Source organism: Congzhengia minquanensis (assembly GCF_014384785.1).
GTDB lineage: Bacteria > Bacillota > Clostridia > UBA1381 > UBA9506 > Congzhengia > Congzhengia minquanensis.
Genome location: NZ_JACRSU010000005.1, coordinates 87730 through 105371 on the forward strand (window position 1 = coordinate 87730; position 17642 = coordinate 105371).

At 45.6% G+C, this 17642-nt stretch carries 15 protein-coding genes; 6 read left to right on the top strand and 9 right to left on the bottom strand.

From position 1 onward, the window contains the following. Positions 1 to 7: 7 nt before the first annotated feature. Positions 8 to 763: a 3-ketoacyl-ACP reductase gene (locus H8698_RS11975; protein ID WP_249313720.1), complete on the bottom strand. Its 756-nt coding sequence runs from the start codon at positions 761 to 763 to the stop codon at positions 8 to 10. Positions 764 to 781: 18 nt separating this feature from the next. Further along, the gene (locus H8698_RS11980; protein ID WP_249313721.1) at positions 782 to 2113 is read right to left on the bottom strand and encodes an oxidoreductase; all 1332 of its coding nucleotides are present in this window, start codon (positions 2111 to 2113) and stop codon (positions 782 to 784) included. A gap of 134 nt (positions 2114 to 2247) precedes the next feature. Here H8698_RS11980 and H8698_RS11985 point away from each other — a divergent pair, with 134 nt between their 5' ends. Beyond that, positions 2248 to 3048: an AraC family transcriptional regulator gene (locus tag H8698_RS11985; protein WP_249313722.1), complete on the top strand. Its 801-nt coding sequence runs from the start codon at positions 2248 to 2250 to the stop codon at positions 3046 to 3048. Positions 3049 to 3110: 62 nt separating this feature from the next. Here the strand turns inward: H8698_RS11985 and H8698_RS11990 are convergent, their stop codons facing one another. From H8698_RS11990 to H8698_RS12010, 5 genes are all read right to left on the bottom strand, one after another. Then, positions 3111 to 3923, bottom strand: coding sequence for a hypothetical protein (locus tag H8698_RS11990; RefSeq protein ID WP_249313723.1), 813 nt, complete (start codon positions 3921 to 3923; stop codon positions 3111 to 3113). Next, complete coding sequence (locus H8698_RS11995) at positions 3917 to 4618, bottom strand: ABC transporter ATP-binding protein (protein WP_177677374.1); 702 nt, start codon at positions 4616 to 4618, stop codon at positions 3917 to 3919. The genes H8698_RS11990 and H8698_RS11995 overlap by 7 nt, the downstream gene beginning before the upstream one ends. Continuing rightward, positions 4611 to 4988 (bottom strand): GntR family transcriptional regulator, encoded by a 378-nt coding sequence (locus H8698_RS12000; protein ID WP_249313724.1) that lies wholly within the window; start codon positions 4986 to 4988, stop codon positions 4611 to 4613. The genes H8698_RS11995 and H8698_RS12000 overlap by 8 nt, the downstream gene beginning before the upstream one ends. A gap of 119 nt (positions 4989 to 5107) precedes the next feature. After that, a complete protein-coding gene (locus tag H8698_RS12005; RefSeq protein ID WP_177677370.1) occupies positions 5108 to 5299 on the bottom strand; it encodes a hypothetical protein in 192 nt (63 codons plus the stop codon). After that, positions 5296 to 6432 (bottom strand): glycoside hydrolase family 27 protein, encoded by a 1137-nt coding sequence (locus H8698_RS12010; RefSeq protein ID WP_177677368.1) that lies wholly within the window; start codon positions 6430 to 6432, stop codon positions 5296 to 5298. The genes H8698_RS12005 and H8698_RS12010 overlap by 4 nt, the downstream gene beginning before the upstream one ends. Positions 6433 to 6663: 231 nt before the next feature. On the opposite strand from H8698_RS12010, the gene H8698_RS12015 reads away from it, so the two are divergent. The 3 genes from H8698_RS12015 to H8698_RS12025 all read left to right on the top strand — a co-directional run bounded on the left by H8698_RS12015 (position 6664) and on the right by H8698_RS12025 (position 10607). Beyond that, positions 6664 to 9009: a SpoIIE family protein phosphatase gene (locus H8698_RS12015; RefSeq protein ID WP_249313725.1), complete on the top strand. Its 2346-nt coding sequence runs from the start codon at positions 6664 to 6666 to the stop codon at positions 9007 to 9009. Positions 9010 to 9076: 67 nt separating this feature from the next. Further along, positions 9077 to 9223: a hypothetical protein gene (locus tag H8698_RS12020; protein ID WP_177677364.1), complete on the top strand. Its 147-nt coding sequence runs from the start codon at positions 9077 to 9079 to the stop codon at positions 9221 to 9223. 313 nt (positions 9224 to 9536) lie between these two features. Continuing rightward, positions 9537 to 10607 carry a uroporphyrinogen decarboxylase family protein gene (locus H8698_RS12025; protein ID WP_249313726.1) on the top strand — a complete coding sequence of 357 codons (1071 nt, stop codon included), beginning with the start codon at positions 9537 to 9539 and terminating at the stop codon, positions 10605 to 10607. Between the two features lie 76 nt (positions 10608 to 10683). On the opposite strand, the gene H8698_RS12030 is transcribed toward H8698_RS12025, so the two are convergent. After that, positions 10684 to 12147, bottom strand: a complete 1464-nt coding sequence (locus H8698_RS12030; protein ID WP_249313727.1) for a M23 family metallopeptidase — start codon at positions 12145 to 12147, stop codon at positions 10684 to 10686. A gap of 149 nt (positions 12148 to 12296) precedes the next feature. Next, a complete protein-coding gene (locus H8698_RS12035; RefSeq protein WP_249313728.1) occupies positions 12297 to 14165 on the bottom strand; it encodes a glycoside hydrolase family 13 protein in 1869 nt (622 codons plus the stop codon). A 249-nt stretch (positions 14166 to 14414) separates the two neighbouring features. On the opposite strand from H8698_RS12035, the gene glgB reads away from it, so the two are divergent. Both glgB and H8698_RS12045 read left to right on the top strand, forming a co-directional pair. Next, positions 14415 to 16397 carry a 1,4-alpha-glucan branching protein GlgB gene (gene glgB, locus H8698_RS12040; RefSeq protein WP_249313729.1) on the top strand — a complete coding sequence of 661 codons (1983 nt, stop codon included), beginning with the start codon at positions 14415 to 14417 and terminating at the stop codon, positions 16395 to 16397. A gap of 17 nt (positions 16398 to 16414) precedes the next feature. Then, the gene (locus H8698_RS12045) at positions 16415 to 17623 is read left to right on the top strand and encodes a glucose-1-phosphate adenylyltransferase (protein ID WP_249313730.1); all 1209 of its coding nucleotides are present in this window, start codon (positions 16415 to 16417) and stop codon (positions 17621 to 17623) included. Positions 17624 to 17642 lie beyond the last annotated feature (19 nt).

A 17642-nucleotide genomic window follows, 5' to 3' on the forward strand; every position in this document is an offset into this window, starting at 1 on the left:
CCTTCGGTTAAAGACGCCTGATGTGAAACCCGCCGTCAACGTCAATCGACTGCCCCGTTGTGTATGGGAAGCTCCCGTCTGTCAAAGCATACACTGCTTTTGCAACGTCCTCAGGCCGGCCCCACCGGGCCAAAGGAAGAAGGCCGCTTTTAATTTGTGCATCATATTTATTAGTTACTGGTTTTGTCATGTTGGTTGCAATAATTCCCGGTCGAATTTCATTCACCGTTATGTTAAATTCCGCTAAGCGGTCTGCAAATAGTTTGGTTATCATGGATACCCCGGCCTTTGAAATGCAATATTCACCGCGGCTTGTTGAGCTTGTATAGGCGGACAGCGAGGATATGTTGACAATTGCTCCGTTTGCCTCGTCGGCAGAGCCAGCATTTTGAATCATATGGTTTGCAACCAGCTGCGTTAAGAAAAAGGTGCCTTTTGTATTAATATTCATTACAAAATCATAACTTTCTTCTGTCATCTCCAAAATGTCGCAGCGGTTTTTGGGAGCAACTCCAGCCGCGTTTACCAGCGCTTTAACAACATTTTTGCCGGCCTCCGCTGCCTTTAAAATGTGCCGTCTGCCGTCTTCGTCTGAAATATCGGCCTGAACATGAATAAAATTTGCAAATTGCTGTTTCATTTGCACAATCGTTTCTCTTTCTCTTCGGTCCGCCCCCACTACCCGCCATCCCTTTGCCAAAAACAGGCGGGCAGCAGCATTTCCAATGCCGCTTGCAGATCCTGTGATAATTGCAGTTTGCATGAATCTACCTCCCTTGTTTTATTTCTCTGCGCTGCACGCTTCTTGATACAATTTCAAATAAACCTCCCGGTCGCGTACGACACAGCCGGAAACTGTTCCCATCCGCATCAGCTGGGTGCATTTACTGCAGGTGATACAGCATTTTTTGGGATCCATCTTTCGGTTTTTCTTTAAATCCGCAATAAACTGCGGATAGGCAAAGGCTGTTCTGCCAAAGCCTGCCATGGTGCACAGGCCGTTTTCTATTGCTCCTGCGGCAGCAAAGGGCGCAAGGTGGCGCAAGTATGAATATCCTGAGCTGACAACGGCCATTTTCGGATATGCCTTTTGAATCTGCCCGGCATAGGCGATTATTCTTGAAACGCCAACGAAAGGATGTTCATCAGGGATATAGCCTCCGCTGTCATACGGCCTGTTTACATGTGGGTTTACATAGGGGTTTCCCGCAGTGATGTTTATGATATTTACGCCCAGCTGATTGTGCAGAATTCCCACAAGCTGCACGGCCTCGTCTGCACAAACCTTTGTGCCCTCGCCCTCTTTTACACCAAACCCATAGGGGTAAGGGAAACCGTCATACACGCCCAGCCGAGATGTCACCATGAAATTTCCTGTAACCGCCGCGTTTGCGTTTGCTATGCAGTTTCTAATAAATCTGGTGCGGTTTTCAAAACTGCCGCCATAGGCGCCAGGGCGGGAAAATGCAGAAAGCAGCTCGTTTGCCAGATATCCGTGGCAGCATTTTATGTCCACCCCGTCAAATCCGGCCATCTGCGCCAAATGTACCGCATATCCGAAACGCTCTTCTAACTTTTTTAAAGCATCATCTGAAATGATGCAATCATGATTCAGCAGATGTTCCTTTTCAAAAACCGGGTTATGGTATGCAATCACCGGGGCGGGGCTGCCGCCGGGTTTCGACTGCCGGCCAGAGTGTGTGGCCTGCAGAATTACCATAGGTTCAAACCCGTTTTGCTTCATGCAGATTTCCTTCACAGACTCTGTAAGCCGTTTAAAGGAGTCCGCCGTTTTGCCGCAGATGTAAAGCTGCCGCGGATTCGCCCTGCCTTCGGCTGCAACAGAAACGGCTTCCATCCAAATAAGGGCCGCCCCGCTTTCGGCAAACCTGTGATATCGCCGCTTTGTCAGTTCGCCCGGTTCGCCTGCGGCCGTTCCGTCGCACCCCTCCATGGGCTGAATAACAAATCTGTTTTTCAGCTCCCAACTGCCCGTTTTCACCTTTTCAAACAAAATATCTGTATTCTCCTGTGCATAAAACGGAAGGGAATATTCATCAAATTTTGCTTTCAGTTCCTTTAAACTTGAATAATGAAATGGTTCATATTTCAACTTGCGTTCACTCCAAACAGTTGACAAGTTTTATCTTTGATGCTATAATCATAGCACATCAAATTTAGAAGTGCAATCATATATTTTGCTTAAAATTCAGTAAAATTTGCTTTTTTTGAAAGGATTGTTTTATAATGCAAAACATTGTGATATCCTCCTACTTTGACGATACCGTCAGCTACCACAAGGAAATTCACTTTCATAACGAATATGAGCTGATTTGCGTTTTGGACGGCGCTGCACAAGTTACGATTAACGGCATGGAATATACGGTGAGTAAAAACAACCTTATTTTTATCAGCAACTTGGAACAACATTCCGTGAAGCAGCTGCATCCATCATATAAGCGGTTTTGCGTAACCCTTCATGTTCCGACCACCGATGCCTGTTTGCAGGACGCCCGCCTGCTGTCTATTTTAAAAAACCATCCTCAAAATTTTGTTCATGTTTTTGATATTACCCCATTTCAAAACGCCGCAGTCCGCATTTTTCAAAACATCATTTCTTATAACACCGGCGATGAATATGCAAACGATTTGGTGCTCGCCTGCATTATGGAGCTTTTGGCACTCATACGAAAGCACAACCCGGAGCGTTTTGCCGGTTCGCACTCTCCCGCAGAAGATAAAATTTTTAAAATTCAGCAGTTTATCGACCAGTACTTTTATGAAGATATTAAAATTGACGCTTTGAGCAAAGAATTTTTCATCAGCAATTTTTATCTTTCTCATAAATTTAAAGCGCTCACCGGCTTAAGCCCCAAACAATATTTAATTTCAGTCCGGCTAAAACAGGCCTCGCTTATGCTGTTAAACACAGATTTGCCGGTTTCACAAATCGCTGAAAAGGCCGGTTTTTCCAATCACAGCAATTTTATTAAAAGTTTTAAAAGCGTTTATCAATTACTGCCAAAAGATTTCCGCTTAAATAAATAAAGCACAGGGCGCAGGCAAAATTGCCTGCGCCCCATGCCTTTTGGATGGAGTGCATTTTTTATTTATTGCAGGTTCAGCCTGCGTTTTAAGAAATATTTTGTAATAAAGAAATATGCCGTGAGATAGGCAATTTCTAATACTAATATCGCCAAAATAGCCGGCTGGGGACGGTATAGCTCACTGAGGGAATAGGATCCCGCAAGGGCGTAGAAGTATGCTCCGCCTGCCAGTAAAAACGAATTGATGATTTGGCTGACGATGTAAAATCCCAGAAATACCGCAACCGATGATACCACCTTGTGGGAATTCATAGAATGTCCCACACTCATGGAGGCGTAAATCATCATGTTAGAGCCAAACGTGCTAATGAGCATGATTACCAAAATTTCCACTGCGTATAGCCAGAAAACACCGCCCATTTGGCTTAATATCTCGCGAAATGCGTCAATCACAGAACCAAAAATCTCTACGAAAGACACGTTGGCTCCCACCATTGTGAACGAAAATCCTGCAAACACTGCCACAATGAGGCTGATAATCTGGTAAAGCACTGCGACTATCGCCTTTGCAGCAATATTTTGCCAGGTAGAAACCGGCAGAGTGTTCATTAAATATCCCTCTTCGCCCAAAAGGTTCTTTTTAAACCGCAGAATGGAAATAACCAAGCTCAGACAAAGGGCCGCAAAAATCAGCCCGAAGAACAGGATAATGGAAACCATTGTGAGAACGGTCATAATCGTATTATCCCAGTTCATGTCTGGCGCCGTTCTTAAAAACAGCGATGAAATAATGCCCATCACCAGCACAGCGCCGTAAATGGGAAGCAGCATTCTGCCGCTGGCCTTTAATTCATATTTTAATAATTTCCCTAACATTTGAATACCTCCCGGAATAAAGTGTCCACACTTTTTCCCTGCTCGTCGCGGATATGGTCCACCATGTCCTGCAGCACAATTTCGCCTTTGTTGATGAACAGCACCTCGTCTAAAACCTTTTCCACATCAGAAATCAGGTGGGTGGAAATCACCACAGTGGAGTTTTCGGAATAATTGGATATGATGGTGTTTAAAATATAGTCCCGGGTTGCAGGGTCAACGCCGCCCATGGGTTCGTCCAGCAGATACAGGTCTGCCTCGCGGCTCATCACCAAAATGAGCTGAACCTTTTCTTTTGTGCCCTTTGACAGCGTTTTCAATCGAAGCGATTCGTCGATGTTTAAATTTCTCAGCATGGTATATGCTTTGTCTGCATTAAAGTTGTCGTAAAAATCCTTATAAAATGCAATCAGCTCTGAAACCCGCATCCACTCCGGCAGGCAAACACAGTCTGAAAGATAAGACACCGCCTTTTTGCTCTCAATGCCCACCCGATTTCCGTTTATCAGCAGCTGTCCGCTGGTTGGGGTAAGCAGTCCGTTTGCAATTTTAATCAGCGTTGTTTTTCCGCTTCCGTTGGGACCTAAAAGCCCCACAATGCGCCCCCGCTTTAACTGAAAATCCAGGTTTTGAAGCGCCGGATATTGCCCATAAAACTTGCTTAAATTATTGCAGCTTAAAATAATATCACTCATGTATTTCCTCTCCTTTATCATATTTTTCAATCAACGAGATTGTTTGCGTCTTGTCGTAACCGATTTTTTTCATGTTCTGCAAAAAAACCTGAATGCTTTCTTCTGCCAGTTCCTGTTTTACCTTTAAAATCATGGCGTTATCCTCCGTTATAAATCTTCCGCTTGTTCTGTTGGCATGCATAAGGCCAATGCGTTCCAGCTCGGAAAGGGCCTTCTGCATGGTATTTGGATTCACCTCGGCATCTGCCGCCAGCTCACGGACAGAGGCAAGCTTCGACCCAGCCGCAATTTCCCCGGACACGATAAACAGCTTTATTTGTTCTACAATCTGTGTATAGATTGGCCTGTCATTGTTAAATTCCCAGTTCATGGTATCACCTCCTGTTTTGTACTTCTGTATTAATTGCTTAATACAATAATACTATAATACAATTTGTTTGTCAAGTACTTTTTTAAAAAAAAGCGCAGATTTTTACATCTGCGCTTTTTCTATGAAAACAGGGTGCAGCCCATTTCCTTGAACTGCCTTATTTTTTCTTCCAATCCTTGTTTGCTGACTTGATAATAGGAGGCCAGACAGTCGATGCACAGAAAAGACTGTGCGCCGCGGTTCACCATTTTTTTATGCAGGCCAATTTCATCTCGCGTAAGCTCCCGGCCGCATTTTAAGCACCCACTCATCGCGCGGCAAACTCCGCCGTGAACACTCGGCAGCCGTGAGCCGGCACATTGCAGGAAAATGCATCCTGATCAATTACGCCAATATGCTCCCCGGTGATAGCATCGGTAAAATCAAGGGTTACGCCGGTATAAAACGGAATACCCGCTTCATGCAGGCTAAAGGCCGGATGCATCTCCGTGTCGTGGCCGTTAAAAAATGCAATAGCAAAACGGTTGTTTGCAAGGTGCTTAATGTAAACCCTGTCGTTGTCCCAAATGGCATTGGAATGTACCATATAGGGCGGCCTTGCCTCCTCGTCCTGATCAATAGCGATAAGCCGTTGGTTTTTCAGAAGTTTTTCGCTGAAAGAATTCATATTCCGAATGTCGCCGCCCATCATCAGCGGGGCCCCGGCCATGCACCAGTATGCAAAATGCGCCTCATATTCCGTGTCTGAGCAGCCGCTGTCAATTCCCACATTGCCCTTTCCATACATGCCGACAATGAGCATATCCGGGTCGTTAAAACACCCGGGGGCAGACATGCTCCAGTTGTCCTCCTGACTTAAAATAATATCGGAAAACGATTTGTAAGAGTCGAAAATGTCGCCAGTGGAGCGATACATATGCACGCCCACAGAGCGCATCCAGTTCCATGGCTCCCCATGTCCCCAGTTGCAGGCGGAAAACAAAATTTCCCTGCCGGAGGCCTTTAGGGCCATGCTCATAGTTAAATACGCATTTTGTGCATTTCCCGATTTGGGGAAATAACAAAAATCATATTTTAAAAAGTCCACGCCCCAGTCTGCAAAGGTTTTTGCGTCTGCATATTCATGTCCATAGCTGCCGGGGTATCCGCCGCAGGTTTTCATTCCTGCGCAGGAATACATTCCAAACTTTAAGCCCTTGCTATGGACATAATCTGCCACATATTTCATGCCGCGGGGAAATTTCTCCGGGTCGGCAATGAGCTTTCCATCCCGGCTCCGTTCCTTTAAAGACCAGCAGTCGTCAATTACCACATATTCATAACCTGCATCTTTGTAGCCTTTTTCCACCATTGTGTCTGCAATTTCCAGCACAATGTCTTCGTTAATGTTATGTCCGAAGGTGTTCCATGAATTCCAGCCCATGGGCGGTGTTTTTGCCAACATATTCATCTCTCCCTATATCGTTTATTGTAAGGACAGTATATTACAGTTTCCTATTATATAAAATGGAAGAATGTTGATTAAACATGTCAAAATGTTGCTTTTTTGCCTTTGACTCCAAATTAAGAGGGAATTTGTCGAAAAGTTTCTTCTATTCGCTGTCAAATATTTACAATTTTTTCAAATTAAATGGTATATAATGGAAATAAATTTACATTTGGAGGCATACATAAGATGAAAAATGAACTGAACACTTATACCCGGCCGGGGACGCTCTTTCGAAACACCGGTATCGGCGAGGTTTTTTCCAAGCTCGACAAAATGGAAATAATTGAAAACGTGTTTTTGCTGCTTCTATGCAGAATATGCTTTATGGGATATTTAGTATCCCCCTTTGGAGCGGCTTATTTTGCGGCGGTGTTTTTAAAACGCAGGCGCCCGGCCTATGTGTTGTGTGCGGTGATTGGTATCCTTTCTGTGGGATATACCACATTTTCATTTAAATATGGCGGTACAATTTTAATTATTGCCGCAATTAGCGCCATTTTTTCCAAAGAGCTTTCCGGCAAAAAAATATTTCCCGCGCTTATCTGTTCCGGCGCGCTGTTCATTAACGGCATGATTTATGTGATAGCCGAAGGATTTTTCGCCTACGACACGCTGCTGCTTTTAGCAGAGTGCGGCGGGGCCTGCCTCTCTTATTTTGCTTTTGACAAGGCGGCGCTGTTAGTACGCACCAGTCCCAGGCGGCGGATCTTCGAGTCGGCAGAAACCATTAGCCTGGTAATTCTTTGCGGCACTGTGGTTTTGAGCGTGGCCCTGATTGATAACATGCTTCCGTTTGCCCATGTTTTAGCGATTACCGTAATTTTAGCGCTGAGCGTTTCCTGCGGTTTTTCTGTTTCCTGTCCTGCCGGCGTTGTGTTTGGCCTGTGTTTGGGAATTGCCAGCGTTTATCCGCCGCAAACCGTTTGCATTTACTGTTTGTCTGCCCTGGCCTCAGGCTTTGTCAAACGGTATGGCAAATTTGGAGCGGCGGCGGCTTTTGCCGTTACCAGCTTTGCCGCCACCATGCTCATGTGCCCGGAATCCAACGGAATTATAACCGTATCTTATGTGGCCCTTGCAACGCTGATTTTGTTATTCATTCCCGACAAGTTTTTAAACCGGTTTGGCGCTTTGGCTATTAAGGCAAAAGAGGAAGCAGCTGCCGGCGACCGCATTCGCAATGCGGTGGAAACAAAAATGACCCAGACCATAAACTCCATCGACTCTGTCAGCGTGGTGTTCCGCGATGTGCTGGATTCTCTGCTGGAGCAAAACGGCGAAACGCACGGGGTAATTTTCGACAACACCGCCGACACAGTTTGCAAAAAGTGCACTCTATGCAAGTTTTGCTGGAACAAAAACCGGGACGATACCCTGTCTTATATGAACGCAATGTATAAAACAATGGAACGGAAAAATTCCATTAGCAAGCACGACGTGCCTCAGGAATTTTCAGACATGTGCATCCGGTGTGAACCGTTTGTATCGGAACTGAACAAAAACTATGAGGCCTATAAGATTACCCGCATGTGGGCAGGCAGGGTAATGGAAAGCAAGCGGTTGGTGGCGGAACAGTTTAACAACATTTCTATGATTTTAAAAAACATGAAGACAAGCCTTGCCGAGCAGATGAACTGTGAGCCGGAGCTGGAGCATAAAATTGCCACGGCCTTAGACCGGCGCGGAATTTCAGCAAACAAAATTAATGTAAGCGCCGGCGACGGATTCACCGTTACCATGGACAAAGTGAGCTGCGGGCGGAACTTAGTTTGCTCAACAACGGTGGCCGCCGCCGTGTCGGAGGTGTTGGAGGTTCCTATGCTGCGTGAAAACCGGGAATGCAGCGACGACGTGTGCCATTTAAAATTTTCCCAGCAGACCAGGTTTGTAACCGACATTGCCGTTGCCTCGGCCACACGGGATAAATCCAGCGGCAGCGGAGACGTTGCCCTATCCTTTCCCTGCGGGAACGGAAAAACCGCGGTTATTTTGTCTGACGGAATGGGAAGCGGCGAAAAGGCCCACTTTCAAAGCTCCATTACCGCACAGCTTGCTAAAAATCTGCTTTCAGCCGGATTTGACAAAGAAACCTGCGTAAGGCTCATCAACAACATTCTAATGATGAACGCTGACCGCGACACCTTTGCCACCATTGATTTGTGCATTGTAAATTTATACACCGGTTCCATGGAGTTCGTAAAAACCGGTGCGGCAAACTCCTATATTAAAACCGCCTCCGGCAACGAAACGGTTTATGCCTCGTCTCTTCCTGCCGGTTTGGTGCAGGGACTTGAGCCCGACTATGACATGCGGTATATGAAATCGGGGGATTATCTCATCATGGCGTCAGACGGCATAACAGACGTTTTAGACAGCCCCGACCACAACGAAATCTTTGATATTGCAGAAGGCTTTACCGGCAGTGCAAAGGTTTTGGCGGACAACATTTTAAACGCCGCCCTGTCATACACCGACGGGATCGCATATGATGATATGACGGTTGCTGTTTGCGCAGTTTCAGAAAATATGTAAAAAAAACAATAACACTTTTTCCTCCGCTTCATATAATGTAGTAAAGAAAGTGAAGGAGGCACGGCAGATGCGTTTAAAGTATAAAATTTGGGCGTTGGTTTGCGGTGCGTTCTGTTTGGGAATTTTCGCAGGTCTTCTGCTCCCTCCGTTTTGGTTGGTGGTTATCGAAGGCATCATGCTCATTTTCATTGCATTTTGCAAGATTTGTGGTTAGCTCTCTCCTTATAAATTTATTACATATATCAAAACGCACAGAAAGGGGCGGTGTTCTTGAAGGTGGTTGTCCTACAGTTTCCAAAAGTTATCACAGGAATTTTAAAGTCTATACTTAGGATAAAGAGTTGATACATAACACCCCGCCGGGACATCCCGGCGGGGTGTTTTTATTTTTCCTAAAATAGAAATATTTTTTAAAATTTTGTATTATTTTATGTTTGTTTTCATATCGGTTGCAGTTTTTTTCTTTGCCTGCTATAATAAAAAACAGTGAAATAATATTGAAATTCTATGAAAAGAGGGAGTTAATTTTGACAGGAAAAGAACGAATTACCCGAATTTTAAATCATCAGCCGGTGGACCGGGTCGGGCTGTTTGAACATTTTTGGGACGATACATACAAGGCCTGGACGGCTGAAGGACATATAAATAACGGCGAACCCTTTGAAGACCATTTTGGCTACGACATACAGACCTTTTGGGCATTTAATCTTGTTGCTGATTTCAATTTTGAAACAAAGGTCATTTCTGAAAACGAAGATACCGTTACCCTGCTGGACGGGAACGGCGCAATTCTGCGCCGCCACAAGCTGCACGACTCTACGCCGGAGCATGTTGACTTTAACGTAAAAGACCGGGAGGGTTGGGAAAAGCTTAAACCCATGCTCACGCCGGACCCACGGAGAATCAATTTTGAGGGGTATCGGAACGCAAAAAAAGCTGCCGAAGAGGCAGGTCGTTTTTTCGTATGGAGCGGCGTTAACGTATTTGAGTGCATACACCCCGTCTGCGGGCACGAAAACATGTTGGTCGGCATGGCGCTTGATCCGGATTGGGTAACAGATATGGTAGACACCTATGCCAAGCTCACCGTTGACCTGCAAAAAATGCTCTTTGAGCAGGAGGGGTACCCCGACGGTATTTGGTTCTATGAAGATATGGGATATAAAGGAAGCCCGTTTATGTCCCCGGACATGTACCGCGAAATCATCAAGCCGGGCCACATTTACACCATTGACTATGCCAAAAGCCTGAACTTGCCGGTTATTATGCACTCCTGCGGCTTTGTTGAGCCCCTGCTTCCGGATATGATTGACGCCGGCATTAACTGCCTGCAAGCGCTGGAGGTTAAGGCCGGAATGGATTTAATAAAGCTGCACGAGCTCTACGGAGATAAAATTGCCTTTATGGGCGGCTTGGATGTTCGTGCTCTTTACAGCAACGACCGGGAAGTTATTTTAAAAGAACTGGAAGCGAAGCTCCCAATTGTGAAACAGGGATTTAACTATATTATACATAGCGACCATTCCATTCCCAAAACGGTGAATTACGAGAGCTATTGCTATTTTGTTGAAAAGGCGTTAGAGCTGGGAACTTATTAAGCCTTTGTGGTTTACACAAATTATACTGTATTTTCGTAAAAAAACCGCTGACTTATGTTGTCAGCGGTTCTTTTATTTACTTTATATAATTCATGGGATCCTGCGCTTCGCCGTCTGCCCGGACTTCAAAGTGCAGGTGCGGCCCGGTGCTTCTGCCCGTGCTGCCGACTCTTGCAATTAAATCGCCCTTTGCCACCACGTCGCCGGGGGATACTAAAATCTCAGAGCAGTGGGCGTAATATGTCACAAATCCATTCCCGTGGTCAATGGAGATAAAGTTTCCATATCCGTTATTTTTAAACTGCGCCTCCGTCACAATGCCGTTGTCCGACGCATAAATCGGCGTGCCGGTAGAAGCGCCCAAATCAATGCCGGCATGCATTCTGCCCCATCTTGCACCAAAGGGCGAGGTCAGCGTTCCGCTGGTTGGCACTGCAAATTCTCCCGTTCCTACAGACGGCGGAAGCTCTTTCGTTCCCACCCGCTCTACCTGTGTTACAGGCTCTTTTAAAATGTCGTTTTTCAATACGGTTTCTTCAACGGTAACTCCGTCAATTTTCGTAATATAAGAATCAACAAATTTTAACCCATTTACACCCTCGGTGTCAACTTCCGTTTTGCCCTGATAGAGGGTGTCGTCTTCATTTGATATGGTTGCAAACGGAATTTCAAACTCCCCGTTAACATGTTCTACGGTTTTAACCGACAAAACTGGCTCGCCGGTATAAATTTTCAGCGTCTGGCCCGCAAGGCTTGTTTGGTCTGCAAGCTGGTTGTCCGCTAAAATGCTCTCAGCTGTGGTATCAAAATTTGCCGCAATGTCTTCTAAGCTTTCACCATCCTGCACCTCATAGGACACAAATTTGCCCGCCAAAAGCTCTGCATACACGCTGTCTGCCGTTTTAACCGTATCTTTCACCACATGTGTGGGCGTTATTTTCACCTCTTGTGCAAATTCTGCCGTAACGTTTTCGTTGCCTGCGGTAAAGCCCGCCAAATACTGTTCGAGCAAACGCTCCGCATCCTCCTGAGTGGGCAGCGCCGCGAAATATACACCGTCATATGTGATGCTAAAACCTTCTGTCATTTCCTCAGAGGTGGATTTTAAATTCTCCGCAAGCTCTTCCTTTTCCGTAAAGCTGTCCTTTTTAATCAGTTCCACCTGAAAGCTCTCTTTTCCGCTGGGCTCAAACTCCACGTCGGCAATGTCTTTCACCTCGGTTTTCACTTCGTCCAGCACTTCGTAAAACTCGCTTTTCGCCGCCACTGTTCCCACTACTGTGTTGTCCACCTTTACCGTATAGCCCAGTGAAAAGGAGGAAGCAACTACCGCACAGGCTACTGCTGTGCCTGCAATTGCCGCAGTTGTTCCGGCAAAAATTTTTAGCTTCTTTCTGTTAAAAATCCAATTTCTTTTTTGAATTTCTGTATGGTTTGTTCCATTTTTGTCCTTCGCGCCCATTGGTTCGTTTGCGCTGTAATACTTTTTCGGCACCTGTATGACCTTTGTGGTCTGTGCCCGTTCAGTATTCTGAATCATTGAATGAATCACCCTCGTTTTTTTAATTACAGTAACAGTATATGTAATAATAACAAAATTATTACGAAGTTGTTACATATAATATACAATATATTAAATAAAAAATCAAGGGCTATTTTGTAAATTAATTATGAACTCGCAAATTACGTCTATTTTTCTTTATTCTCAACCATATTTTGCCCCTCTTTTTTCAAAGCTACAAAGGTGTGTTCCGGCAGGGCAAGCATGTTATTTTGGAAATTGATGTGTTCTCCCCCATAAATTGTTACAAAATCCGAGCTTAATTTCACAATTTCTTCATAAGAACCCATATTTATCGCAAACAGCAAGGCGCCACGGGTGAAAATTACCGTGTGTTCCCCGGCAGCAAAACATTCTGCGGGCATAGAAAAATCCTCCCGGTATTGTTTTCTTAACTTTCCCAGGCCTTGAAAAAAATCAATCAGCTCAAAATCCTCGCGGCCGTAAGGAAAGCCCATTCTGCAATATGGGTCCCGAAAACCGGTAAGCCCTGCCTCGTCACCATAATAAATGCTGGGAATTCCCGGCAGAGCAAACTGCAAAAATGCCGCCGCCATGAAGCCCGCCTTTCCCCGGTTATATTCTTCTTCCGTTAAATGATACTCCGCGGCCTCGCTGTGAGCCACGTTGTGGGTAACGCCAAGCACGTTGATAATCCGCTCTGTGTCGTGGGTAGATAAAATGTTCATCAAACAGTTTAGCACCGGCGCGGGGTAATTTTCCATAATTTCTGTAATCCGGCTGCAAAACAGTTTTGCGCCGCCGGTCTTTACATAGTCGATAACGGCGTTTCGCCAGGGATAGTTCATCACGCTGTCCAGCTGGTTTCCCAAAAGATACCGCCGGCGTACACCATACGCAAACTTGTTGGTTGCATCCTCCCACACCTCGCCGATAATCAGTGCGTCGGGATCGGTTTGTTTCACACGGTTTCTTAAAGCGTCTAAAAATCCGTCCGGCAGTTCGTCCGCCACGTCTAGCCGCCAGCCGGAAGCGCCCAGGTCCTGCCAGTAGGAAAGCACCCCCTCTTCTCCGGTGATGAAGTTTAAAAAGTCCGGTTCGGTTTCGTTGACGTTGGGCAGGGTTTCAAATCCCCACCAGCAGTCATAACCAATTTCAGAGTCGTTGAACTGATACCAATTGTAATAGGGAGATGCGCTTCCCTGCCACGCGCCGATCGAATCGTAATGGCCAAATTTGTTAAAATAAATGCTGTCTGCACCGGTGTGGCTGAACACCCCGTCTAAAATCACGCGGATTCCAGCCTCCCGGAAACGGGAGCATAGCTCTTTAAAATCTTCATTTGTTCCAAGATAGGGGTCAACCTTCGTGTAGTCTGCCGTGCTGTAACGGTGATTTTCGGGGCTTTCAAAAATGGGATTTAAGTAAATCACGTCAACGCCTAAGGATTTGATATAATCGATCCGTTCCGCAATCCCTTTTAAATTGCCGCAAAAAAAATCGTTTCCTTTATATTCCGGATTGTCATAAATAAAATCCGGCACTTCAAACCAGGATTCATGAATTTTCCGTTCATTTTTTGCGGTCTGCGGCATATAATTATCACTGCGGCAAAATCTGTCCGGAAAGATTTGATACATCACTGCCCCCTTTGCCCACTCCGGCGTTTGAAAGCCTTTGTCATAAACCGTCAGCTGCCATTCATCCAGCCAATCTTCTATGAAAGCGGTGCCGTCTTTTTTTCCGCAAAACCGTTTTCCGCCCGGATAAGAAAACTCAAACCGGTAAAAATAAAGACCGCTTGCTGAAAATGAAAGCCGGCATGAAAAACGCAGATAGTCACCCGTTTCGCAAACATAGTCCATGTTTACATAGCAGGGATCTGCAGCCGCGTCTTTCCGGTACGAAAAAAACACCTCCAGCGGTTCCTCGCTTTTTAAAATGTCGATGGAAAAGGTGCAGCTTTCTTCTGTGGGCAAAGCGCCGAAAGGATTTTTATAAATTTTATTTTTTGAATTGTAAATAATTCGTTCCAAATATCGTCACATCTCTCTAGGATAAAATTTTATATAAAAAGAATACTATTATTATGCCGTTTTGTCAACCATATATGCTGGCACAGAGATTGCGGCCGACAATTTAATTGTTAATTCTTTATAAAAACTATGTAAAATTTTTAATTTAATTATTAATATTCTACAAAAATTACTTTTATTTTAAATTATTTTATGATATACTAAGATATATATATTTGTTGCAGACACACCAAACGGAGGATACAAACTATGAACAACAGCGACAACAGCCTGGCAGAATATCTATTTCACGAAGGGACCAATTTTTGTTCCTATGACTATTTGGGCGCACATTTTGTCAGCGATACCATGTGTGCATTCCGTGTCTGGGCTCCTGCCGCAAGCGCGGTTTTCATAACAGGCGACTTCTGCGGCTGGGCGGAAGACAAATATGAAGCCCACAGAATTACCCAGGGCGGCATTTTTGAATGTATCATCGACGGAATTCAAGAATTTGATTGCTATAAATTTATTATAAAAACACAAAACGGCGACACGCTTTATAAAGCCGACCCCTATGCCGTTCACAGCGAAACCCGTCCGGGCACAGCCTCAAAGGTATATGACCTGTCCGGCTATTGCTGGAAAGACTTAAAATGGATGAACAGCCGCAGGGGCAGCCTGTTTGACAAGCCTGTGAACATCTACGAACTGCATTTTGGTTCGTGGAAACGGTATCAAGACGGCAGCGTTTTCAGCTACGACAAAATGGCGGACGAAATCATTCCCTATGTAAAAGACATGGGGTTTACCCACATAGAGCTGATGCCCATCAGCGAATATCCTTACGATAAATCCTGGGGCTATCAGGTAACGGGTTACTTCGCCCCCACCTCCCGGTATGGAACGCCAAAAGATTTTATGGCGTTTGTGGACAAATGCCACCAGGCAGGCATCGGCGTTATTTTAGACTGGGTCCCTGCTCATTTTCCGAAAGACGCCCATGGTCTCAGCGATTTTGACGGCACCAGCTGCTATGAATATGAAGATCCTAAAAAGCGGGAACACCCTGACTGGGGCACCCGGATTTTCGATTATGGGAAAAATGAAGTTCGGTGCTTTTTAATTTCCAACGCCTGCTACTGGTTTGAAAAATATCATGTTGACGGACTGCGGGTAGACGCAGTTGCCTCCATGCTCTATCTGGACTATGGCAAAAAGCAGGGGGAATGGACGCCCAACAAGTTCGGAGGCAACGGCAATTTAGAGGCAAAGGAATTTCTGCAAAAATTAAATTCCCGTGTTTTTGAGGCGTTTGGGAACGTGATGATGATTGCAGAGGAGTCTACCTCGTGGCCGCTGATTACCTATCCGGTTGATGTGGGCGGCTTAGGCTTTAACTTTAAGTGGAACATGGGCTGGATGAACGACTCGCTTCTTTACATGGAGCAGGACCCGTTCTTCCGCAAAGGCGTACACAACAAGCTCACCTTTTCTATGACATATGCATTTTCCGAAAACTTTATTCTTCCCCTTTCTCACGACGAGGTGGTCCACGGCAAAAAATCGCTGCTTTCAAAAATGCCCGGGGAGGATGACGCAAAGTTTGCAAATCTTAGGGCCTATCTTGGCTATATGTATGCACACCCCGGCAAAAAACTGTTGTTTATGGGTGCGGAGTTCGGCCAGTTCATTGAATGGAACGAAGAACAGGAGTTAGATTGGAACCTGCTTGCCTATAAAACCCACAAACAGCAGCAAGAATATACAAAAGCGTTGTGCCGGTTTTATTTAGAAACCCCGGCGCTGTGGGAATTAGATGTTACCTGGGAAGGTTTTGAATGGGCCGACGTTGACGACGCGATTAACAACGTCCTTGCCTTTTTCCGGCGGGATAAGGAGGGCAATATGGTTTTGGCTGCTTCAAATTTTTCGTCTGTTCATTACACTGACTATAAAATCGGCGTTCCCAGCCGCGGCAATTACACCGAGGTGTTTACAAGCGACGCAGCTGCGTTTGGCGGCAGCGGAATTCAAAATGGAAAGGTTACGGCGAAAAGCGGCGAAATGCACGGGCAAAAATATTTTATTTCACTAAACCTTGCGCCCTTCTCCACCATTTACCTGTTCAAGAAAAAACCGGTTAATCGGAAAGCAAAGCCGGTTTCAAAGGACTTAGCAAGCGCTTCTGAAAAAAGCTTGAAAGAGCCCGCAAAAAAAACCAAACAAAAAAGAAAGACCAAACAGAAATAAAACAGGAGGTTTTTGTCATGGCAATAAAAAAAGAAATGATCGCAATGTTGCTGGCCGGCGGACAGGGGAGCAGGCTCTTTGTTTTAACAAACAACAGGGCCAAGCCGGCAGTGCCCTTTGGCGGCAAATACAGGATAATTGATTTTACGCTGTCGAATTGCTCTAATTCCGGCATTGACACGGTGGGTGTTTTAACGCAGTATAAACCAATGGAGCTAAATGCCTATATCGGCACTGGCCAGCCCTGGGATTTAGACCGCATGAACGGCGGAATTCAGGTGCTGCCCCCCTATGTGACGGGGGACGACGGGCAGTGGTATAAAGGCACGGCAAATGCCATTTATCAGAACATGCAGTTTATTGAGCAATATTCCCCGTCCTATGTGCTGGTTTTATCCGGCGACCACGTTTATAAAATGGACTATGCAAAAATGCTTGCGTTCCACAAAGAGCGGCAGGCCGACGCCACCATCGCCGTGATGGACGTTCCCATTGATGAAGCTTCGGCATATGGCATTATGAACACGAAAGACGACCTCTCCATTTATGAATTTGAAGAAAAGCCCAAACAGCCGAAGTCCACCAAGGCTTCCATGGGCGTTTATATCTTCACCTGGGAAAAATTGAAAAAATATTTGATCGAGGACGAACACAGTGAAGGCTCTGCAAATGACTTTGGCAAAAACATCATTCCCGCCATGCTTCGCTGCGGCGAGCGCATGTTTGCCTATCCCTTTGACGGCTACTGGAAAGACGTGGGAACCATTAACAACTTATGGGAAGCAAATATGGATTTATTAAACCCCACCATCTCTTTAAACTTAAGCGACCCCCTGTGGAGAATTTACTGCCGCCATTCCATGACCACGCCGCAGTATGTGGGTTCTCACGCGGTTTTAAAAAATTCCATGATCACAGAAGGCTGTGAGGTAGACGCCATTGTGAACAACTCCATTCTGTTTTCTGACGTAACCGCAGAAGAAGATGCTCAGGTTTGCTATTCGGTTGTAATGCGCAGCGCCAAAATCGGCAGGGGTGCTAAGGTGCGCTATGCCATTGTGGCAGACAACGCAGTAATTGAAGACGGCGCCGTTGTCGGCGCTCCGCCGGAAGACTATCCAGACAGGGACAACTGGGGCATTGCCGTTGTCGGCCAGGGCGCAGTGGTGCGTTCCGGCGAGGTCGTGCTTCCGAAACAAATGTTAATGCCCGGCCAGGGGAAATGAAAATAAGCGAAAAATATAG